The 19,965-nt window shown below is 70.7% G+C and carries 20 protein-coding genes, 2 tRNA genes and 1 pseudogene; 15 read left to right on the forward strand and 8 right to left on the reverse strand.

Annotated elements, in window-relative coordinates; all coding sequences use genetic code 11:
* Positions 1-21: 21 nt before the first annotated feature.
* Positions 22-696, reverse strand: a complete 675-nt coding sequence (locus tag IFR11_RS08830) for a pyridoxamine 5'-phosphate oxidase family protein (protein ID WP_191915910.1) — start codon at positions 694-696, stop codon at positions 22-24.
* Between the two features lie 81 nt (positions 697-777).
* Between IFR11_RS08830 and pdxR the strand changes: the two genes are divergently transcribed.
* A complete protein-coding gene (gene pdxR / locus IFR11_RS08835; protein WP_191915911.1) occupies positions 778-2,295 on the forward strand; it encodes a MocR-like pyridoxine biosynthesis transcription factor PdxR in 1,518 nt (505 codons plus the stop codon).
* 61 nt (positions 2,296-2,356) lie between these two features.
* Here pdxR and IFR11_RS08840 read toward each other — a convergent pair whose 3' ends face one another.
* A complete protein-coding gene (locus IFR11_RS08840) occupies positions 2,357-3,940 on the reverse strand; it encodes a phytoene desaturase family protein (protein WP_191915912.1) in 1,584 nt (527 codons plus the stop codon).
* 61 nt (positions 3,941-4,001) lie between these two features.
* Here IFR11_RS08840 and IFR11_RS08845 point away from each other — a divergent pair, with 61 nt between their 5' ends.
* From IFR11_RS08845 to IFR11_RS08860, 4 genes are all read left to right on the forward strand, one after another.
* Positions 4,002-4,802: an inositol monophosphatase family protein gene (locus tag IFR11_RS08845; RefSeq protein ID WP_055838988.1), complete on the forward strand. Its 801-nt coding sequence runs from the start codon at positions 4,002-4,004 to the stop codon at positions 4,800-4,802.
* 253 nt (positions 4,803-5,055) lie between these two features.
* On the forward strand, positions 5,056-6,480 hold the full coding sequence (locus tag IFR11_RS08850; RefSeq protein ID WP_191915913.1) for a M23 family metallopeptidase: 1,425 nt from the start codon (positions 5,056-5,058) through the stop codon (positions 6,478-6,480).
* Positions 6,481-6,548: 68 nt separating this feature from the next.
* Positions 6,549-6,620 (forward strand) — tRNA-Thr (locus IFR11_RS08855).
* A 33-nt stretch (positions 6,621-6,653) separates the two neighbouring features.
* A tRNA-Met gene (locus IFR11_RS08860) sits at positions 6,654-6,727 on the forward strand.
* Positions 6,728-7,131: 404 nt separating this feature from the next.
* Here the strand turns inward: IFR11_RS08860 and IFR11_RS08865 are convergent.
* Both IFR11_RS08865 and IFR11_RS16770 read right to left on the reverse strand, forming a co-directional pair.
* Entirely contained in the window at positions 7,132-7,962 is an 831-nt protein-coding gene (locus IFR11_RS08865; protein ID WP_191915914.1) for a GAF and ANTAR domain-containing protein, read from the reverse strand.
* A 30-nt stretch (positions 7,963-7,992) separates the two neighbouring features.
* Entirely contained in the window at positions 7,993-8,565 is a 573-nt protein-coding gene (locus tag IFR11_RS16770) for a GAF and ANTAR domain-containing protein (protein WP_192014361.1), read from the reverse strand.
* Positions 8,566-8,840: 275 nt separating this feature from the next.
* On the opposite strand from IFR11_RS16770, the pseudogene IFR11_RS16875 reads away from it, so the two are divergent.
* The 8 genes and pseudogenes from IFR11_RS16875 to IFR11_RS08905 all read left to right on the forward strand — a co-directional run.
* Positions 8,841-9,110 (forward strand): annotated as a pseudogene (locus IFR11_RS16875) (DUF7882 family protein); the annotation flags it as partial.
* A gap of 158 nt (positions 9,111-9,268) precedes the next feature.
* Positions 9,269-9,508 (forward strand): hypothetical protein, encoded by a 240-nt coding sequence (locus IFR11_RS08875; RefSeq protein WP_191915916.1) that lies wholly within the window; start codon positions 9,269-9,271, stop codon positions 9,506-9,508.
* 113 nt (positions 9,509-9,621) lie between these two features.
* Positions 9,622-9,924 (forward strand): hypothetical protein, encoded by a 303-nt coding sequence (locus IFR11_RS08880; protein WP_191915917.1) that lies wholly within the window; start codon positions 9,622-9,624, stop codon positions 9,922-9,924.
* A gap of 151 nt (positions 9,925-10,075) precedes the next feature.
* A complete protein-coding gene (locus IFR11_RS08885) occupies positions 10,076-11,008 on the forward strand; it encodes a helix-turn-helix domain-containing protein (protein ID WP_244630684.1) in 933 nt (310 codons plus the stop codon).
* Between the two features lie 73 nt (positions 11,009-11,081).
* Complete coding sequence (locus IFR11_RS08890; RefSeq protein ID WP_191915918.1) at positions 11,082-11,864, forward strand: IclR family transcriptional regulator domain-containing protein; 783 nt, start codon at positions 11,082-11,084, stop codon at positions 11,862-11,864.
* A 165-nt stretch (positions 11,865-12,029) separates the two neighbouring features.
* Positions 12,030-12,776, forward strand: a complete 747-nt coding sequence (locus tag IFR11_RS08895; protein ID WP_055939438.1) for a 3-oxoacid CoA-transferase subunit A — start codon at positions 12,030-12,032, stop codon at positions 12,774-12,776.
* Entirely contained in the window at positions 12,773-13,420 is a 648-nt protein-coding gene (locus tag IFR11_RS08900; protein ID WP_191915919.1) for a 3-oxoacid CoA-transferase subunit B, read from the forward strand. The genes IFR11_RS08895 and IFR11_RS08900 overlap by 4 nt, the downstream gene beginning before the upstream one ends.
* A gap of 1 nt (position 13,421) precedes the next feature.
* A complete protein-coding gene (locus tag IFR11_RS08905; protein ID WP_191915920.1) occupies positions 13,422-14,588 on the forward strand; it encodes a thiolase family protein in 1,167 nt (388 codons plus the stop codon).
* Positions 14,589-14,628: 40 nt separating this feature from the next.
* Here the strand turns inward: IFR11_RS08905 and IFR11_RS08910 are convergent, their stop codons facing one another.
* Positions 14,629-14,829, reverse strand: a complete 201-nt coding sequence (locus IFR11_RS08910) for a zf-TFIIB domain-containing protein (protein ID WP_191915921.1) — start codon at positions 14,827-14,829, stop codon at positions 14,629-14,631.
* Positions 14,830-14,951: 122 nt separating this feature from the next.
* Between IFR11_RS08910 and IFR11_RS08915 the strand changes: the two genes are divergently transcribed.
* Entirely contained in the window at positions 14,952-15,887 is a 936-nt protein-coding gene (locus IFR11_RS08915; protein WP_191915922.1) for an aldo/keto reductase, read from the forward strand.
* An 83-nt stretch (positions 15,888-15,970) separates the two neighbouring features.
* Here IFR11_RS08915 and IFR11_RS08920 read toward each other — a convergent pair whose 3' ends face one another.
* The gene (locus IFR11_RS08920; RefSeq protein WP_191915923.1) at positions 15,971-16,363 is read right to left on the reverse strand and encodes a PaaI family thioesterase; all 393 of its coding nucleotides are present in this window, start codon (positions 16,361-16,363) and stop codon (positions 15,971-15,973) included.
* A gap of 124 nt (positions 16,364-16,487) precedes the next feature.
* On the opposite strand from IFR11_RS08920, the gene IFR11_RS08925 reads away from it, so the two are divergent.
* The gene (locus tag IFR11_RS08925) at positions 16,488-17,807 is read left to right on the forward strand and encodes an MFS transporter (RefSeq protein WP_055838960.1); all 1,320 of its coding nucleotides are present in this window, start codon (positions 16,488-16,490) and stop codon (positions 17,805-17,807) included.
* Between the two features lie 58 nt (positions 17,808-17,865).
* Here IFR11_RS08925 and IFR11_RS08930 read toward each other — a convergent pair whose 3' ends face one another.
* Entirely contained in the window at positions 17,866-18,495 is a 630-nt protein-coding gene (locus tag IFR11_RS08930) for a TetR/AcrR family transcriptional regulator (protein WP_055938683.1), read from the reverse strand.
* 12 nt (positions 18,496-18,507) lie between these two features.
* A complete protein-coding gene (locus IFR11_RS16610) occupies positions 18,508-19,917 on the reverse strand; it encodes a dihydrolipoyl dehydrogenase family protein (protein WP_342030274.1) in 1,410 nt (469 codons plus the stop codon).
* Positions 19,918-19,965 lie beyond the last annotated feature (48 nt).

Consider the following 19,965-nt stretch of genomic DNA (forward strand, 5'->3'; position numbering starts at 1 on the left):
CGGGGCCCGCGTGGGTGCTCATCACGCGGTTCCGGTGGTGGCCACCCGCGCGGCGGCGCGGCGCACCGAGTCCGGAACGCGCGTTCCGGAGTGCGTCTGCGCAGACGTCCTCGGTTCGTCGGCGACCCAGCGCAGGGGGAGGGTGCCGGCCCAGACGGCGCGGTCCTCTCCGTCGTCGTCCTCCTCGACGAGCGAGCCCGCGTTGTCCTTGACACTGGCCTCGACGAGGGGGATGCGCAGCACCATGGTGGCGGCGAGCTCACGGGCCGTCATGGGGCGGACGTCTTCGCTGCGGCCGGGCATGAGGTGCTCCGACAGCACGAGCAGGGCCGCTTCTTTTTCTTCGGGCGGCACGACGGATGCGACCCCGTGCACGACCGCGCACCGGTACCGCATCGAGCTGTCGAAGAGCGACCGCGCGTACTTCAGGCCCATCAGGTGGGTCACGGTGATGCAGACGGGGGTACCGGCGGCGATGCGTCGGAAGAAGTCGCTGCCGGTGGATCCGTGCAGCAGGAGGTCGTCGCCGTCTCGGGCGATGCCGATCGGCAGCGCGACCGGGCGGTCGTCGCGCACGAGGGCGATGGTGGCGGCCAGGGCGCCGTCGATCACGTCGTAGAGCGCGGCGCGGTCGGTGACCTGGTGGTGCGGAAGGCGGCGCACCCGCGTGCGCGCGGTGAGGGGAAGATCGGTCATGGTCCGAGTACATTCGCTCGCGTGGTCCATCGCATAGTCCGCTTCTCGCGCTTTCGTCTGGACCAGTGACAGACTGTCGCCGTGATCTCCCTCGGCATCCTCGATCGATCCTCCGCCGTGCCCCTGCACGAGCAACTCGCGCACGGCCTGCGCGCGGCGGTGCTCGCGGGGCGCGTCGACGGGGGCGAGGCGGTCCCCTCGACGCGGGCGCTGTCGGCCGATCTGGGGGTCGCGCGGGGGACGGTGGTCGCGGCCTACGAGATCCTCGCCGGCGAGGGGTACCTGCTCACGCGGCCCGGGGGCGGAACGGTCGTCGCCGACATCGCCGTGCGCACGCCCGTCGCGGTCGCCGATGCGCCGGACCGCCCCGTCGTGGAGCCCGGGGTACTCGACCTGCGGCCCGGGCGCCCGGGCACGACCGGTCTCGCCGATGCCGCGTGGCGCTCCGCCTGGCGGCGGGCGAGCGCCACCGATCCCGACGCCGACGTCGCCGACCCCGCGGGCGCCATGGCGCTGCGGGCCGAGATCGCGCGGCACCTCGGGCGCACGCGCGGCGTCGACGTCTCGGCCGGCGACGTGCTGATCACGGCGGGCACCAGCGACGCGATGCTGCTGACGCTGCTCGCGCTCGCGCCGCGCGGTGACCGGCGGCGCCTGCGCGTCGGTATCGAAGACCCGGGGTACCCCCGCGTGCGCATGATCCTGCGCCGTCTGGGGATCGAGGCCGTCCCCGTGCCGGTCCGTCTCGGCTCGGGGCTCGACCTCGACGCGCTCGAGCGGCAGCGCGATCTCGACGCCGTCATCGTGACCCCGAACCATCACTACCCCCTCGGGAGTCGTCTGGATGCCGAGGACCGCGCCCGCCTGCTCGCCTGGGCCGCGCGGGACGACGTGGTCGTCGTCGAAGACGACTACGACAGCGAGTTCCCCCACGGGCGCGCACCGCTTCCGCCGCTGCACCTGCTCGATCCGGCGCGGGTCGTGCTGATCGGAAGCCTGTCGAAGGTGCTCACCCCGGCCGTGCGGTGCGGGTGGATCGTCGCGACCGGCGCGGTGGGGGAACGCATCCGCGCGGCGCGCGACGACCTCGACTCTCCCGTCTCGCTCGTGCAACAGCACGCGCTCGCGCTGTACCTGGCCGAAGGAGCCCTCGCCCGCCACACCGCGCGGCGGCGGCGCGAGTACCGCCATCGGCGCCGCCTGCTGCTCGAGGTCTTCGCGGGCGTGCCCGGCGTCGAGCTGGCCGCCACCGACGGCGGACTGCACGCCGTGGCGCTGCTGACGGGCGGCGGAGAAGGCGCCGAGAACGCCGTCGTCTCGGAGCTGCTCGCGCGCGGCATCCGCGTCGCGCCGCTCGCGGGCTACGCGGTGGGTGGTGACTCCGCTGGGTCCGCCGATTCAGCGGCGAGCGATCCCGGCATCGTCTCCGCGCGCTCCGAGGCCCCGGCGGGGATCGTCTTCGGATACGCCGAGCCCACGACGGTCGCGCTCGTCGAGGCGGTCGGCGTGATGCTCACCGTTCTGCGGACGCACGCGCGCCGGGGCCACGCGCCGACCCCGACGCCCGAACCCAGCCGAGCTGAGGGCTCCGCGCGTTAGGGCGCTCCCACGGCGCGTCGTCGACCGGAGGGGCAAGCCGTCGCCGACCGCCCCGCGTACCTCACCCCTCCAGGATCTCGAGCGCCGCCATCGCCGCGTTCTGCCCGCCGATCCCGCTGACGGCGCCGCCGCGCTGCGCACTCGAGCCGCAGAGCAGCACGCGCGAGTGCGGGGTCGACACGCCCCACCGCGCCGCCGGCGTCGTGGCCGGCGCCGCGAGCCAGGGCCACGACAGCCCGCCGTGGAAGATGTCGCCGCCCACCATGTTCAGCGACCGCTCGAGGTCGCTCGTGGTGCGCGCCTCGATGCAGAGCCGCCCGTCGGGCGCCCGAAAGATGCAGTCGCGCAGCGGTTCGGCCAGCACCGAGTCGAGCGACTGCTGCGCCGCGGCCAACAGGCGCGCTCCCGCGGCGACGGGATCGGTGTCGTCGATCAGGCGGTGGGGCACCTGCAGGCCGAACATCGTCAGGGTCTGTGCCCCGCTGGCCCGCAGGTCGTCGCCGAGGATCGACGGGTCGGTCAGCGAGTGGCAGTAGATCTCGACGGGAAGCGGCTCGGGGATGAGCCCCCCGGATGCCGCGACGTACGCGGCATCCAGCTGGGTCATCGTCTCGTTGACGTGGAAGGTGCCCGAGAACGCGGCCTCGGGGGTCACCGAGGAGTCGCGCAGCCGCGGCAGCCGCGACAGGAGCATGTTGACCTTGACCTGCGCGCCCTCGGGCGCCTCGGTTGCGCTGGCCGGGGATCCCCCCGCGGTGAGCAGGTCGTCGAGCACGGCGCGACCGACTCCGCTCAGCACGAGCGTGCCGTGGTACACCTCGGAGCGGTCGGTCATCGTGTGCACGTCGCCGTCGGGCGAGATCGAGATGACGTCGGTGCCCGTGACGATCTCGGCGCCGGCCTCGAGCGCCGCGCGTTCGAGCTCGGCGGCGACGGCGCCCATGCCGCCCACCGGCACGTCCCAGTGCCCGGTCTCGCCGCCGATGACGTGGTACAGGAAGCAGCGGTTCTGCGCCAGCGAGGGGTCGTCCGACGAGGCGAAGGTTCCGATGAGGCCGTCGGTGAGGGCGATGCCGCGGGCGAGATCGCTGTCGAGCGAACCGCGCAGCAGGTCGCCGAGCGGACGCTCGGTCAGCGCCGTCCACAGCTCATCGTCGCCCACGCTCTCGCGCACCTCGTCGGCCGTCGGCAGGGGACCGGTCATGGTGGGGAAGATCGCGCGACCCAGCGGGGCCAGGCGCTCGCCGAACGCGGCGAACCGCTCGGCCTCCCCGGTCTCGCCGAGGGTCCGCGCGAACGAGGCGGCGGTGGCCGCGGCATCCTGGGTGTCGACGAGGATGCCACGGGTCGGGTCGTGCGGGTCGGGCGTGTACGACGAGTAGCGACGCCGACGCAGGTCGATGCGCAGCCCCAGATCGTCGATGATCTTCTGCGGCAGCAGGCTCACGAGGTACGAGTAGCGCGAGAGGCGGGCATCGACCCCGGCCCACGGGCGCTCCGACACGGCGGCACCGCCCACGGCATGCGATCGCTCGATCACCACCACGCGGCGCCCGGCGCGGGCGAGATAGGCCGCGGCGACGAGGGCGTTGTGCCCTCCTCCCACGATGACGACGTCGTACCGGCGAGTATCCGAAGCGGTCATGCCTCCACGCTAACGACGGCGACGACTTCTGCGGAGGGGGTGGCGCAGTAGCGTGGATGCCATGACTCTCGCTGCGGAACTGCTCGACATCGCCACGCGGATCGTTCGGGAGGCGGGCGAACTCGCGCACCGTCGCCGCATCGAGGGGGTGACGGTGGCCGCCACCAAGTCGGCCGCCGCCGACATCGTCACCGCCGCCGATCGCGAGGTCGAAGCCTTCATCCGCGCGGAACTCGCGCGAGTGCGTCCCGACGACGGCTTCTTCGGCGAGGAGTCCGGCGCCGACGTGGGGACGAGCGGCATCACCTGGGTGGTCGATCCGATCGACGGCACCGTCAACTACGCCTACGGCATTCCCGCCTGGGCCGTGAGCATCGCCGCGGTCGAGGGCACCGCCGACACCGCGACGTGGACGGCGATCGCCGGCGTCGTCTTCAACCCCGTGACGGGTGAGCTTTTCCGCGCCTCGCGCGGCGGGGGAGCCTGGCTCGGCGATCAGCGCCTCTCGGTCTCGGCCCACGTGGGAGAGGCGGGCGGTCTGGTGGCGACCGGCTTCGGATACAACCCCGCGACGCACGGTCCGGCGCTGGCGCAGCTGTCGCGCGTCATGCCCATCGCGCGCGATGTGCGCCGTATCGGCGCGGCCTCGCTCGACCTGGCCTCGGTCGCCGCGGGCCGCATGGACGCCTACTACGAGCGCGGGACGCAGCCCTGGGATCACGCGGCGGGAGCCCTCCTCGTCGAGGAAGCAGGCGGGGTCGTGGGTGGCGCGCCGGGTGGTCGTCCGGGGAACGGAATGGTCATCGCCGCGGGCGCGGCGTTCTACGCGCGCCTCGAACCGCTGCTCGACATCGAGGGGTGAGGCCCCGGGGCGCTCATGGCTTTCCCAGACCGCCCGAGGTAGTGTGGTTACCTGTTCGTTACTTTCCGCGACCCGAACCCGCGGAAACGGCCAAGCCCCACAGCCCGAAGCCGTCGCGCTTGCGACACGACACGAGAGCCACCGCGCGTTGCCGTCAGAAGCCTTTTCGACTGAGCCTGCCCATACTCGGCGGTCTCGTCGCCCCCTCGCTGTTCCCGCCTCCGAAGCCGCTCCCCGGCTGACCCGCGCCGAGATGCGCCGCCTCACGGTGGGTGACACCGCGCAGAGCGACGACTCGCGCAGCGAGGTCGCCGCGACGGCGATCGACGACGCGGCCCCCACCGCACAGATGTCGTCGGAGCCCGCCCCGGTCGACGCCGCGGTCGCCGCGCAGTCCGAGATGCTCGAGACCGTCGCCGCCGCCGTCATCGAGACGGTCATCGCCGCGACGATCGAGCCCACGCTCCCCGAGGTGTCGGCGCCCGGTGCCGCTTCCGCTGCCGACGCCGACGCCCTCGAGGTCACCGTCGTCGACGAGCGCCGCACCGCCGACGCCGATGTCGCCGTCATCCTGCAGAGCGCCGACACCGACGTCGCCACCACCCCCGTGGCGCTGCCCACCTCTCCCATCACCCTGCCCGTGACGCGACGCGCGCGTCGTCGTCCGCAGGCCGCGGTCATCATCGACAGCACCCAGGCCGATGACGCATCGCCCGCCGTCGAGATGCCGGATGCCGCGTCGCCCGAGGGCCATGGCGTGCCCGCGACCCCGACGGCCACCGATGACGACTCCGCCGACGAGTTCGCCTCGGCCGCCCGTCTCTTCGCGTTCACCGGTGAGACCGCCGTGCAGCGGCCCGCGCCCGTCGCCACGGCATCCGAGCCCGTCGTCGACGGGCTGCCCGCCGCGGCCGCCGCTCCCCGCACGCGTCGGAACGTGCGCCGCATCGCGACCGCATCGTTCTCGGTGGGCGTCATGGGCGTCGTTGGCCTGCTGACCGTGGGCATGACCATGCCGGTCAGCGCGCTCGCCTCGGCGAACGGCACCGACAGTGTCACCGCCCCCGCGACCGCCACGACGCGCCTCGCGCTCGGTGGCGACGTGCAGGGCGGCGACGCCACGGACGCGATCCAGGCGTACGTCGCTCCCGCGCAGGCGCAGGCCGCCGTGGTCGACCGTGCCGATGGATACAGCGCGACGACGTACGCCAAGATGGCGGCCGACTCGGGCATCACGAACCCCTCGAACTTCTACGTCAACGACCCGACGGCGCCCATCCAGTGGCCCTTCGCCGTCGGTGTGCCGATCACGTACGGCTTCGGCATGCGCGACGGGACCATGCACGAGGGCGCCGACTTCGTTCCCGGTGAGGGCTCGCCCGTGCAGGCGATCGCCGACGGCACCGTGCGCATCGCGACCGAGCAGGGCGGCGCCTTCGGCGTCACCGTGCTCATCGATCACGAGATCGACGGACAACTGGTCTCGAGCCGCTACGGACACATGCAGTACGGCTCGCTCCAGGTCACGCAGGGTCAGCACGTGAAGGTCGGCCAGTTCCTCGGACGCACCGGCAACACGGGTCGGTCGTTCGGTGCGCACACCCACGTCGAGATCCTGCAGAACGGCACCACGCCGATCGACCCGATCGTCTGGCTGCGTCAGCACGCCGGAGGGTGATCAATCGATTCGTGTGAGAGTGTCGCGGTCTGATATTCTCTTCTAGTTGCCCGGAGTGATCCGGGTACGCCCCGATAGCTCAGTGGCAGAGCACTTCCATGGTAAGGAAGGGGTCGTCAGTTCAATCCTGACTCGGGGCTCAAGGCATTCTCATCGTCATCGGAATGCTGTGCGGCGGGGTAGCTCAGTTGGTGAGAGCGCACGACTCATAATCGTGAGGTCGCGGGTTCAAGCCCCGCTCCCGCTACGTCAGCCCCCGGAATCGTGCGATTCTCGGGGGCTTTGTCGTGTTCGCGGGTACGGTCAACCCCGCGCAGACCCCGCATACTCACAAACGCTCTTGACCTCCATGCCGACGCGGAGGTCATTCTCGGCGACGTTCTCGACCTTCACGCCGGCGCGAGGTGATTCTCGATGCCGGGGTCGAGGCGTTTCGGAGGATTATTCCCCGCCGCCAGTAAGGGGGCGGTTGTGTGCCTGACGGCGGGGACATTCCAGACGCTACACGTCTTTGTCCCCCAAATGGGGGACAAAGCTTTCTTTCTTGGGAGAACGCAGCGATGAGCCCGTGGCAGTAACCGCCGCGCGCGACAGCGCGAATCCCCCGTCTCGCGCGGTCGGTCGAGGTGCAGGGCGAGGAACGCGCGAGCGTCAGAACGTCTTCTCGTCGCCGTCCTGACGACCCCGTGCCTCCGGCGCCCGTACTTCGGGGGAGCCCCTGTCGATGAGAGACGGGCGGGCATCGTCCGTCACTCCACCCGGAGCACTGCGGCCCTCCGTTGCGTCCTCGATCACTCGTCGAGCGACATCCGACAGCTTCTGCTGAGTGCTTCGAGCGCGTTCACGCAGCTGGTGGAAGGCGGCATCCATATCGATGTGATGAACGTGCGACAGGATCCCCTTCGCTTGTTCGATGACGATCCGACTGTCCAGCGCACGTTGCAGCTGCCGACGCGCGAGGTCGGCTTCGCGAAACGCCCTCTCGTGCAGAATGCCGATGGTGGCGATGTCCGCCAGTCCGCGAGCCGCCAACGCGTCATCGGCGCTCAACGCTGCGGCTTGATCGCCGAAGAGGTTCAGGGAGCCGATGACCTCGTCACGGAGCCTCAACGGGATCGCGTGCATCCATCGATACCCGAGTTCGCCGGCTGCGCGAGCGAACCGCGGCCACCGCTCCTGGATGCCGGCGATGTCGACGACGGTGACCGGCTCTCCCGAGTGGTACGCGTCTACGCACGGCCCCTGGTCTTCACTCAACTGCAGAAGGCTGATGAGCTGACTTCGCTCGCTGGTCGACGCCACCACCTCGAGGTTTCCGTCGGCATCCGGGATCAGGATGCCGACTCCCGCCACGTTCAGGGTCTGGGCGCACCGGGTGACCAGTCGGTGCAGAAGGTCGACGACGTCGTAGCCGCTGACCATCGTGTCGGCGAGTTCGACGAACGTATCGACCTGTTCTCTCTCTCGCGTCGTCTTCGTCATACCGGAAATGTACTTTCCTTTGCTCCGCAGTCAGACCGAAAAATCGATGTCACGTCGGATGATGGCCTCCGCGACGTCGGGAATCGACGTGCCCGTGGAAAAAGCGTGGGCGCGTATCACGACAAGCGCATCGGTCGAGGGCACCCGCAACTGTGCCATCACCATCCCCGTCGCTTGATGAATGAATCGCCCTGGCAGACCCTGCGGGCTGGGAGGAAAATTCAGTTCGGTGAGAATCCGATCGACGACGCGAACGGCAGCGACACCCGCCATCGCCCAGGCATTCTCGACCTGCCGCGTATTCAAGGCGTGCGCGGTCGTCGCATAGAGATCGACAACCCCCACATCTATTGCTCCCACCGTCATCGGGAACGCGTACATGGCTCGAATCCGGTGAGCATGAGCCGCGGTCAGAAGAGCGGACCACGCAGCGGGGTGAGCGTGCTCCACGTCAGGGAGGAGCGTCGGAACTCGCGCCGTCTTCGCCTGCCAGCCGGGCCCGAATCCCAGATCGAGCTGTGTCTGCTCGAGTTCGGTGGCGACATCGTCGCTCGCGCAGACAATGCCCAACTCGAACGGATCGCTCAGCGTAGAGATGGCCACGTGCTGGACGGGAAGAGTCGACACGAACCACATGCACAGGGACGCAGACGAGGGTGCAGACGTCGACATGATGCTCCTGACCTGGGCAAACGGCAGGACCTAGGTCTCGGGAACGCCTCGATCTCACTGTACGGCCTCCCGCCCACTCCTTTGCGTCGACTTTCTGCGAGCGGTGAGACGCGGCCCTTGATCTTTCGGAGCCGGTCGCCGTATTGTGTGCGAAGTTGTCCCCAGTCCCCGGCCGACTTTCTTTTTCGCGCGGATCGGGGCACGTCGTGGGGCATTTGTTTTATGGTTCGGCTCGCGAGCCGATATTCCTCTCAGACCTTCCGCTTGCGTATCTGCAAGTCGTCGCGGTCGCGAAACTCCGTCGACGCGAGACATTTCTGGCCTCGTGGTGTCACCCCCGCGATACCGCGGGGGACCATTCCTCTCTCTGGTTTCACCCCTCGATACCGTTGATGTTCGTCATCGGCGCGGCGCGGGAGATCCGCCTCGATCCGGCGATACTGGACCGACTGATGGCGGACGCCGCCTCGCCGACCGGTCTCACCCTCGACCGCGTGAATCCGATCGCGACACCGACGGTCGCCCCGTTCGTCACGGCGTCATCGGGATCGCGTTGGGGTGCTCGATCAGCCGGCTGGGCGGTGCCGCCGTTGCGGGGTGGCGCGTCGAGGAGCCCGGCCATTACGTGCTCGTCATGGATGAGCGCGTTCTCGGACACGTCGTCGATACGCCCGATGGCGATTTCATCTCCTTCGACACGACGGCGACACCGATCGGACGACACCACACGCTCGCCGGCGCCCAGGCGCGCACGGTCGAGGCGAGCGGCGCACGTCGCAGCTCCCCGGCGACGTTCTCCCGCAATCTCTTCGCCGTCGGGGGTTCGTCTCTGCTGGTGCTTCTCGCCCTCACCGGCATGGTCTTCCTGCGATGACGTTCTGTGCTCAGTGAATCCGCCCGGAGGGCAGCGCGCTCGCGCGAGCCGCGCCGTTTCGCGATAGCGCAACCCCGGTCCCGAACACCGACGGCGGGCCTAGGTTTCGGGGTATGTCCCACACCATCGAACGGCTGCACATCAGCGTTGAGGGTGTCACGCACGCGCTTGCGCCCCTCGAGACGGTCGGCAACCTGAAACGGGATATCACCGAAGTCGTTCGAGCCGGGGGAGGGTTCGTCGACGTGTCCGTCGACGGAGGCCAGAGGCTCAGCATCTTCTTCACGTCGACGACCCCGGTGACGATCTCGGCGAAGACGGTGCAGGTGGATGCCGACATCATCGACGCGACCCGTCCGACTGCGCACGTGGGCGACATCGATCCGTACGCCAGCGGCTACGTGGACCTCATCTAACGCCGCAGGCCGACCCTGTCGACGCACTTCGACCCCGGCATCCGCCGACGGGAGACGTTCCGGCAAGACGGCGCGCCGCGTGCGGGCGGGGTCGGGATCCGCCCTGTGGTCCGTTTGCACCTCTCGCAACGTCATGTGATCTGCTCGAAGCATGTCCATCGCAGCTCACTCCGAGAGGTCCGCCATGCGCCCGTTCCCCGCCCCGCCCCGTGAGGTCCTGATCGGCGACGCCGCGGCGTTCGTCGGCATCACTCCCCGGGCGATCCGGCATTACCACCAGGTCGATCTGCTGCCGGAGCGTGAGCGGGGCGCCGACGGTCGCCGCCGCTACGGGTACGAAGACGTCATCCGTCTGCTCTGGATCCGGCGGATGACCGACGCCGGAATCGCCCTCGACGACATCCGCGAGGCCTTCGCCGACGCGGCGCCGGGCGGTGACGGCGGTGCCGAGGCGGTCGAGAGCGTCCTCGCGCGCCTGGACGATGCCATTGCCGCGCAAGAAGCCGAGTTGCGGCGCAAGCGCGCTGCGGTGCAGCGGATGCGCACGCACGGCAGCCGGCGTGGACTGCTCGACGACATCGTCTCGCGCCGCCTCGAGGTCGCTCCCGAGGGCTCGCTGCGCCAAGACGACCTCGACGCGCTGCTGGTCACCGAGCGGATCTTCGGTCCGCTCGGTGCCGCCGTCCAGGCGGGCCGCTTCGTCGCCCTGGCCTCGCACCCCGATCTGCGCGCCGAGTCCGACCGCGTCTCTGCCGCCGAGGAGGCGCTCGACGACCTGGTCGCCGTCGATGACCCCCGGGTGGCGCAGATCGCCGCCGAGCGGCACGCTTTCGAGACCGCGCTGATGCGCGTCGTCGAGGAGTCCGGCCAGCTCGAGGAAGACGACGCCATCTTCGATGCCTGGGACGAGTCGCACCCATCCGAGGGCGTCGACACGGTGCCCGGCCCTCACCCCGCGAGGCAGGCGCGCGCGCGGAACGCGGCCGACATCATCTGGGCGATGCCCTACGACTTCTCTCCGGCCCGCCTCCGCTGCATGGAACTGGCGGTGCGCCTCGGGTCGTCGGAGGCGACGGCCCCCTGAACGGGCGAACGCAACCGCCCCTCGCGCGTGCGTCCGGCGAGCGCGAGGCCGGCGCCCCGATAAAGTGAGCCGCGTGAGCGCGACGGGCGACGGCGAGGGTGCGACGGGCGAGTTCGTCCAATCGCTGGCCCGCGGCCTCGAGGTCATCCGCACCTTCGACGCCGAGCACCCGGCCCTGACCCTCAGCGAGGTGGCCCGTCGGGCGGAGCTCACCCGTGCGGCGGCCCGACGTTTCCTGCAGACGCTCGAGACCCTCGGGTACGTGCGCGCCGACGGTCGCGTCTTCTCGCTCACCCCGCGCGTGCTGGAGCTGGGTTTCAGCTACCTCTCGGCCCTGTCGCTGCCCGCTCTCGCCCAGCCCCACCTGGAACACCTGTCTCGCGAGGTCGGTGAGAGCGTCTCGGCGGCCGTGCTCGACGGCGCCGAGATCGTCTATGTCGCCCGCGTCCCCACCCGTCGGATCATGAGCGTCGGCATCACGATCGGCACGCGGTTCCCCGCGTACGCCACCAGCATGGGGCGCGTGCTGCTGGCGGCGATCCCTGCCGAGCGTGCGCGCGAGGTCGTCGCGGCGTCGCGTCCCGAGCGCCTCACCCCGCGCACCCGCACCGACGTCGACGCGATCGTCGCCGAACTCGACGCGGTGCGCACCCAGGGGTGGGCGCTCGTCGACGGCGAGCTCGAGGAGGGCTTGCGGTCGCTGGCCGCTCCGCTGCACGACCGCTCGGGAGCGGTGGTGGCGGCGGTGAACATCTCTGCGAGCGCCCGCGGCGACGCCGACGCGTGGCGCGACGCCTGCCTCCCAGCCTTGCGCGTCGCCGCCGCCGAGATCGACGCCGACATCCGGCTCGTCTGACCGGTACCCCGCTGTCCCGTGGCGGCGACGGATGCCGGATCGGGATGCCAGGGCCTCGTGCGAGGTGGTGCGCTCGATCGACCCTTGTCGCCCGCGCACGTCGGGAGTACAGTGTTCGCAAGACGTACGAGTGTGCGCCAGGCGAACAACCGGAAGGTTCTCCGCATGATCGACAAGACCGTTCCCGACCTCGCAACCGCCGTGGCCGGCATCTCCGACGGTGCGACCGTGATGATCGGCGGCTTCGGTCGCGCAGGTCAACCCGTCGAACTGATCGACGCGCTCATCGCGCACGGCGCGAGCGACCTCACCGTCGTCAACAACAACGCCGGCAACGGCGACACGGGCCTGGCCGCTCTGCTCGCCGCGGGGCAGGTGCGCAAGATGATCTGCTCGTTCCCCCGCCAGAGCGATTCGTGGGTGTTCGACCGGCTCTACCGGGAGGGCGAGGTCGAGCTGGAGCTCGTGCCGCAGGGCAACCTCGCCGAGCGCATCCGCGCCGCGGGCGCCGGCATCGGCGGGTTCTTCACCCCCACCGGCTTCGGCACGCAGCTGGCCGAGGGCAAAGAGACGCGGCGCATCGGCGACCGCGATTACGTGCTCGAGTACCCCATCCACGCGGATGCCGCGCTGATCAGCGCCCGCGCCGCAGACCGGTGGGGCAACCTCGTCTACCGCGAGACGGCGCGCAACTTCGGACCGATCATGGCGGCGGCCGCCGCGACGACCATCGTCCAGGTCGACGAGGTCGTCGAACTCGGCACCCTCGACCCCGAGACCGTCGTCACCCCGGGCCTCTACGTCGACCGCGTGGTCTCAGTGGGTGAGCGCCGGTGGCTCCGCGAGGGCGCCTTCGTCGGCGGCGTCGACATCGAGGGCCGGGCTCTGGCCGAAGAAGGGGCAGCACAGTGACCACCCGCATCTCCCGCACCGATCTCGCCGCGCGCGTGGCATCCGACATCCCCGAAGGCGCGGTGGTGAACCTCGGCATCGGGGCGCCCACCCTCGTGGCCGACTACCTGCCCGCTGGCCTCGAGATCGTGCTTCACACCGAGAACGGCATGCTCGGAATGGGCCCCGCGCCCGAGCGTGGACAGATCGATCCCGACCTCATCAACGCGGGCAAGCAGCCCGTGACCGCCCTCGCGGGGGCGGCGTACTTCCACCACGCCGACTCGTTCGCGATGATGCGCGGCGGCCACCTCGACGTCTGCGTGCTCGGTGCCTTCCAGGTGTCGGCGGGGGGAGACCTCGCCAACTGGTCGACGGGTGAGCCCGGGGCGATCCCCGCGGTCGGCGGTGCGATGGACCTCGCCATCGGCGCGAAGGACGTGTACGTCATGACCGACCTGCTCACGAAGGCCGGCGAGCCCAAGCTCGTCGCCGCGTGCACCTACCCGCTCACCGGCGTGGGCTGCGTCTCGCGCGTCTACACCGACCACGGCGTCTTCGACGTCACCGCCGAGGGCTTGCGCGTACGCGAGCTCTTCGGCGACAACACGCACGCCGAGATCGAGGCCCTGCTCGGTCTCACCCTCATCGAACAGGACGCCTGACATGCCCGCTTCGTTCGTCTACGACGCCGTCCGCACCCCCTTCGCGCGCCACGGTAAGGCCTTCGCCGACGTGCGCCCCGACGATCTCGCGGCGACCGTCATGGCATCCGTCGTCGAGCGCACGGGGATCGACCCGGCCCGCATCGAAGACATCGTCTTCGGCGGCGCGAATCAAGCGGGCGAAGACAACCGCAACGTGGCGCGCTTCGGCGCGCTGCTCGCGGGCTTCCCCTCGTCGGTGCCCGGCACGACCATCAACCGGCTGTGCGGTTCGTCTCTGGATGCCGTGATCCAGGGCTCACGAGCGATCGAGGCCGGTGATGCCGAGGTGATCCTCGCGGGCGGCGTCGAGTCGATGACCCGCGCGCCCTTCGTGGTCGAGAAGAGCCCGCGCCCCTTCCCCGCCGCGAATCAGACGATGTGGAACACCTCGATCGGCTGGCGCATGACCAACCCGCGCCTGCGTCAGGACTGGACGATCTCGAACGGCGAGAGCGCCGAGAAGCTCGCCGAGATCTACGACATCTCGCGCCAGCAGCAAGACGCCTTCGCCGCCCGCAGCCACCGCCTCGCGGCGGCAGCGTGGGCCGAGGGGCGCTTCGACGACGAGATCGTGCAGGTCGAGGGTCACGCGCTCGCCCGCGACGAGGGCATTCGCGACGACTCCACCGCCGACGTGCTCGCCGGGCTCCGTCCGGCGTTCCAGAAGGACGGCACGGTGACGGCGGGCAACTCCTCGCCCATCAACGACGGTGCCTCGGCCGTGCTGTTGGGCGCGGAAGGGGCACTGGATGCCGAGCCCCTGGCGCGCATCGCGGGCCGCGCCGCGTTCGGTAACGATCCCGACGTGTTCGGCATCGCGCCCGTCGAAGCGGCCAACCGCGCGCTCGCCCGCGCGGGCCGCACGTGGGCCGACGTGACCTTCGTCGAGTTGAACGAGGCGTTCGCTTCACAGTCGCTCGCGTGCGCCAAGCTCTGGACCGAGCTCGACCCGGAGCTGCTCAACGAGACCGGCGGCGCGATCGCCATCGGGCACCCGCTCGGCGCGTCGGGCGGACGCCTCATCGCCCGCGCCGCGCACGAGCTGAAGCGCCGCGGCGGCGGTGTCGCGGTGACGGCGATCTGCATCGGCGTGGGTCAGGGGCTCGCGGTGGTGCTGGAGCGGTAGGGCCCCGCGCCTCGCTCGGGGTTGAGGGCGCTGCAGCCCGTCAGGACTCGTCGGCCCAACGATCCCGCGGGCGATCGTCGTCGTCGCCGCGCGAAGAAGCGGGCTCGGACCACTCCAACTGAAAACCGCACTCCCGGCATTCGTCGGCCCCGCCGCCCTCTTCGAGCAGCGGATGCATCGTCACGCCGCACGAGGGGCAGATCGGCTGCGCGCCCTCGTCGTAGGGGTCTCTGTACGTCATGACCGTTCCGCTCGTCACCGTGGGTCGCGGGCATCGCCCGGCATCGAGGATCACAACCCCGTCGCCCTTCGGCTTGTTCCTTCGTCGATCGGGGTGTCGCTGGTCACCGCTACGGTCGTCTCATGGATGACCTCCCCGCCGCGCGACTCGGCCTCGGTCTCGCCGCCGTCGGCCGCCCGGCCTACATCACCACCGGGCGCGACGACGACCTGGGCGACCCGGCCGACCGCTCCGTCGAGGCCCTGCAGCAGCGCGCGCACGCGCTGCTCGACGAGGCGTGGTCCCTCGGCATCCGCGTCGTCGATGCGGCGCGGTCGTACGGCTACGCCGAGCGGTTCCTCGGCGCGTGGCTCGCGCGGCATCCCGAGCGGCGTGCCGAGCTCACCCTCGGATCGAAGTGGGGCTACGCCTACGTCGGCGGGTGGCGAATGGATGCCGCCGTGCACGAGCGCAAAGAGCACTCCGTCGCGATGTTCGACCGGCAATGGCCCGAGACCCTCGAGGCGCTGGGATCGGCGCCCGATCTGTACCTCGTCCACTCCGTGACGCCCGAGAGCCCGGCGTTGAGCGACGCCGTCCTGCTCGGCCGACTGCGCGGGCTGGCGGGCAGCGGCGTGCGCGTGGGGCTGTCGACGAGCGGTCCGCATCAGTCACGCGTCGTCGATGCGGCCAGGGATCTGCCCGATTCGCCGTTCTCGGCCGTGCAGGCCACGTGGAACCTGTTCGAGCCGTCGGCGGCTCCCGGCCTCGCGCGCGCCCACGATGCGGGATGGACCGTGGTGGTGAAGGAGGCCCTGGCCAACGGCGAGCTCGCGACGACTCCCGCCGACCCCGACCGCGTGGCGGCGGCATCCGGAGTCTCTCCCGATGCCTTCGCGCTCGGAGTCGCACGGGCTCAACCGTGGGCCGACATCGTGCTGAGCGGGGCGAGCACGCCGGAGCAGCTCCGCCGCGGCGTCGACGCGCGCCCGGTCGTGATCGACGAGGCCACGCGTCGACGATGGGCGGTCGAGCCCGACGAGTACTGGCGACGCCGATCGCAGCGCCCCTGGCGTTGATCACGGCGCGCCCCGGTCGCTCCCCGAGGCCTCGGGCGGCGGAGATGGCCACGGCGCGTGTCGTGGGTGGCGGAGGGCCGGGCTCAGTCGGCGTCGACGATCAGGTTGGTGATGCGGGCCGTGGCGACGAGCCGATCGTCGTCGTCGGTCACGCGGATGTCGTACGTCGCGACCCGACGACCCCGGTGCGCGGGCGTGGCGACCGCGTGGAGGGAACCGGACCGCACCCCGCGGTGATGCGTGATGTTCAGGTCGACGCCGACGCACACCTTGCCCAGGGTGCTCGCGTGGATCATCGCGGCCCACGAGCCGACGGCCTCGGCCAGGGCGGCGGTGGCGCCCCCGTGCAGGCGTCCGAGTGATTGGGTGTTGCCGTGGACGGGCATGTCGGCCGCCACCCGTTCCGCCGACTGCGCGGTGACCGTGATGCCGAGGCGCTCGTCGAGCGCGCCGGGGACGATGGTCCAGGGGGTCATCGTTGTCTCCTTCCGCGTCGCCCTTGCTCGGGTCGCGCACCTCTGACACTATTACTGAACGCTCGGTTGGTAATAGTGTCGATCGAGTCTTCCCGCCCCTGCCCCACAGAACGATGGAGTTCTCATGGCCTCGCAGACCGCCGCAACCGTCCCCGCCACCGGGTTGAAACGCGAGGAACGGCGCGTCCTCGCCGGCACCCTCGTGGGCACCTCGATCGAGTGGTACGACTTCTTCATCTACGCCCAGGCGGCGGGCCTCGTGCTCGCGCCCCTGTTCCTGGCGCCCCTCGCGCAGTCCGATCCCGGACTCGCGCAGGTGCTGTCGTGGGCGACGATCGGCATCTCGTTCCTCTTCCGCCCCCTCGGCGCCGTCGTCGCGGGCTACCTCGGCGACCGCCTGGGGCGCAAGAAGATGCTCGTGCTGACCCTCATCATGATGGGTGTGTCGACGGCCCTCATCGGCGTGCTGCCCACATATGCGGCCATCGGCATCGGCGCCCCCATCCTGCTCATCCTGCTGCGTGTGCTGCAGGGCTTCTCGGCCGGTGGCGAGTGGGGCGGTGCGGCTCTGCTCTCGGTCGAGCACGCGCCGGTGAACCGTCGCGGCTACTTCGGCGCCTATCCGCAGATCGGCGTCCCGATCGGCATGATCCTCGCCACGGCCACCCTGTGGATCCTCACCTCGTCGATGTCGGCCGAAGCCTTCCTCGCCTGGGGCTGGCGCGTGCCGTTCCTCTTCTCGATCGTGCTGATCGTCGTGGGCTACGTCATCCGCCGCTCGGTCGAAGAAAGCCCCGTCTTCGAAGACCTCGTGCGCCGCCGCAAGGAATCGTCGGCCCCGCTCGGCCAGCTGTTCCGCAAGAACTGGCGCGAGGTAGCCCTGACCGCTTTCGTCTTCATCGGCAACAACGCCGCCGGCTACCTGCTGATCGCCTTCTTCGCGACGTACGCGGTCACGGCGCTCGGACTCGAACGTCCCACCGTCCTGCTGGCGACGACCCTGGCATCCTTCGGCTGGCTCGTCTTCACCCTGTGGGGCGGTCGGCTGTCGGACCGACTCGGGCGCGTGCGCACCTTCCAGCTCGGCTACCTGATCCTGGCGGTCTGGGCCGTGCCGATGTGGTTCCTCATCGACACCGGGAACATCGTCTGGTACTTCGTCGCCCTGTTCGTCATGACGCTCGGCCTCGGCCTGTCGTACGGTCCCCAGGCGGCGCTGTACGCCGAGATGTTCCCCGCGAACGTGCGGTACTCGGGCGTCTCGATCGGGTACGCCCTGGGGGCGATCATGGGCGGTGCCTTCGCCCCGATGATCGCCGAGGCGCTGTTGCGCTCCACCGGAGCATCGTGGACCATCGGCCTCTACATCGCGGTGGCGGCCCTCGTCTCGCTCGCCGCGGTCTCGCTCATCAAAGAGACCAAGGGCGTCGACCTGCGGGCCTGACCCCGGATGCCGACAGAGGGGCCTCGCGCGCGGCGCGGGGCCCCTTCGGCGTGCGGGTTCAGTCCGTGCGCAGGCCGTCGAGCGCGATGCGCACGATGTCGGCGCCGAGACGGTCGCCGTCGACGCTCCCGCCGGGTCGGTACCACTCGACGACCGAGTTGATCATGCCGAACAGCAGTCGGGCGGCGACCGCGGCATCGACGTCGTCGCGCACCCCGCCTTCGGCTTGCGCGGCGGCGACGAGATCGGTGACGCGGTGGTCGAAGACGCGGCGGCGCTCGAGGGCGGCCCGCTCGACGTCGCCGTTGCCGCGCACCCGCAGCAGCAGGGTGACCGCGGGCAACTGCGCGACCAGCACGTCGGTGGCCCCCGTCAGAACGAAGCGCAGGCGATCGGATGCCGCGCCCTCGCGGGCGCCGGGCTGCTCGAGCACGGCCTCCAACGCACCGAGAGCGGCGTCGAGGGCGACCGCCAGAAGCTCCTGCTTCGACGAGAAGTGGTGGTACAGCGCCGATTTCGTCAGGCCGAGGCGGCGTGCGATGTCGGCGACGCTCGTGGCGTCGTACCCCTGCTCGTTGAACAGCTGCACGGCGACGGCGAGAAGACCCTCACGGTCGTAACCCGGGCGGCCGCGACGCGCGGGGGCGTCGGTGGACGCGGGGGTCGTCACGGGCTCGGCAGCGGTCACGGTTTCAGTGTGTCACTCCAGCAGGGCGGGGGAGTCCGCGTGCAGCAGGGCGCGAGCGGCGTTTCCGATCACGGCGCTGTAGGTGGGGTAGGCGAAACGCACGCCCGCGAGGGTGGCGACATCGATCCCCGCCGCCATCGCGGTCGTGACCGACTGGATGACCTCGACGGCGTTCTCGCCGACCGCGTGCGCCCCCAGGATCAGCTCGCGACGACGGTCGGCGATCAGCATGAGGAAGCCGCGCTCGCGGTCGTCGATCACCGCGCGGTCGAGGTCGGCGAAGTCCACGGTCGCCACGACGCACGAGGGGTCGCGGTCCCGCGCCTGCTCCTCGGTGAGACCGACGCCGGCGTAGTCGGGGTCGGTGAACCCGCCCGCGGGCAACAGGTGGTGGGGGGTGCGCCGGTTGGCGCCGAGCACGGCGTTCTCGGCCGCGGCCTCGCCCTCGAACTGCGCCGCCTGCACGAGCATGTCGCGGCCGTTGGCGTCGCCGACGGCGAGGATGTGCGGCACGATCGTGCGGAAGTACCGGTCCACCGGGATCGCCGAGCGCTCGATGTCGACGCCGGCGTTCTCGAGCCCGAGGTCTTCCACGTCGGCCGGCCAGCCGGTGGCCATGATGACGACGTCGACCTCCAGCGAGTGCGATCCGTCGGTTTCGCGCCAGGTGAGCGCGAGGGATCCCTCGTCGGTGCGGTCGATCCGCTCGACCGTGTCGATCCCCGTGCGCACGTCGACGCCGTGGTCGGTGAGAGAAGCGGCGATGGCCTCGGAGATGCGCGCATCCGAGGCGACCAGCACGCGCGGAGCGACGTCGAGCAGCGTGACGTCCGAGCCGAACGAACGGAACACCGTCACCAGCTGCGCCCCGGTGTTGCCGGCGCCGATGACGGCGACCCGACGGGGGAGCTCGGCGAGCGAGAGCACGTCCTCGGGCACCGTGGCCAGCTCCGCCCCGGGGATCGGCAGTCGACGGGAGTGCCCGCCGACGCACACGAGGATGTTCTCGGCGCGGATGCGGCGACCGCTGTCGAGCACGAGCGTGTGCTCGTCGGCGAAGCGCGCGCGCCCCTCGTGCACGAGGTCGACACCGGCGGCGGCGAAGCGTTCGGCCTCGCGTTTGATGGAGCGCACGGCATCCACCCGCTCGTGCACGCGCGCCACCACGGCGGGCCAATCCACGCGCGGCTCGTCGATGACGATGCCGTAGTCGTCGGCCGCGCGCGTCTCGCGCATGAGCCGCGCGGCCTTGGCGAGCACGCGGGTGGGGACGCACCCGGTGTTGACGCACGTGCCGCCCACGCGCCCGGCCTCGAGAACGACGACCGAGGCGCCCAGTTCGGCCGCACGCAGCGCCGCCGCGGTTCCCGCGGGGCCGGCGCCGATCACGGCGATGTCGTAAGAATCGGGCTCGTGGTCCACGGCATCCCCCGTCGGTGAGTGAGAGCACCAGTCAAGTGCGATCGACCC

Source organism: Microbacterium sp. CFBP 8801 (assembly GCF_014839455.1).
Classification (GTDB): Bacteria; Actinomycetota; Actinomycetes; order Actinomycetales; family Microbacteriaceae; genus Microbacterium.

Coding starts and splice junctions, on each gene's coding strand:
- IFR11_RS08830 (WP_191915910.1), bottom strand. CDS start 696: ATGACCGATCTTCCCCTCACCGCGCGCACGCGGGTGCGCCGCCTTCCG.
- IFR11_RS08840 (WP_191915912.1), bottom strand. CDS start 3,940: ATGACCGCTTCGGATACTCGCCGGTACGACGTCGTCATCGTGGGAGGA.
- IFR11_RS08845 (WP_055838988.1), top strand. CDS start 4,002: ATGACTCTCGCTGCGGAACTGCTCGACATCGCCACGCGGATCGTTCGG.
- IFR11_RS08850 (WP_191915913.1), top strand. CDS start 5,056: ATGCGCCGCCTCACGGTGGGTGACACCGCGCAGAGCGACGACTCGCGC.
- IFR11_RS08865 (WP_191915914.1), bottom strand. CDS start 7,962: ATGACGAAGACGACGCGAGAGAGAGAACAGGTCGATACGTTCGTCGAA.
- IFR11_RS08875 (WP_191915916.1), top strand. CDS start 9,269: ATGGATGAGCGCGTTCTCGGACACGTCGTCGATACGCCCGATGGCGAT.
- IFR11_RS08880 (WP_191915917.1), top strand. CDS start 9,622: ATGTCCCACACCATCGAACGGCTGCACATCAGCGTTGAGGGTGTCACG.
- IFR11_RS08885 (WP_244630684.1), top strand. CDS start 10,076: ATGTCCATCGCAGCTCACTCCGAGAGGTCCGCCATGCGCCCGTTCCCC.
- IFR11_RS08895 (WP_055939438.1), top strand. CDS start 12,030: ATGATCGACAAGACCGTTCCCGACCTCGCAACCGCCGTGGCCGGCATC.
- IFR11_RS08905 (WP_191915920.1), top strand. CDS start 13,422: ATGCCCGCTTCGTTCGTCTACGACGCCGTCCGCACCCCCTTCGCGCGC.
- IFR11_RS08910 (WP_191915921.1), bottom strand. CDS start 14,829: ATGACGTACAGAGACCCCTACGACGAGGGCGCGCAGCCGATCTGCCCC.
- IFR11_RS08915 (WP_191915922.1), top strand. CDS start 14,952: ATGGATGACCTCCCCGCCGCGCGACTCGGCCTCGGTCTCGCCGCCGTC.
- IFR11_RS08920 (WP_191915923.1), bottom strand. CDS start 16,363: ATGACCCCCTGGACCATCGTCCCCGGCGCGCTCGACGAGCGCCTCGGC.
- IFR11_RS08925 (WP_055838960.1), top strand. CDS start 16,488: ATGGCCTCGCAGACCGCCGCAACCGTCCCCGCCACCGGGTTGAAACGC.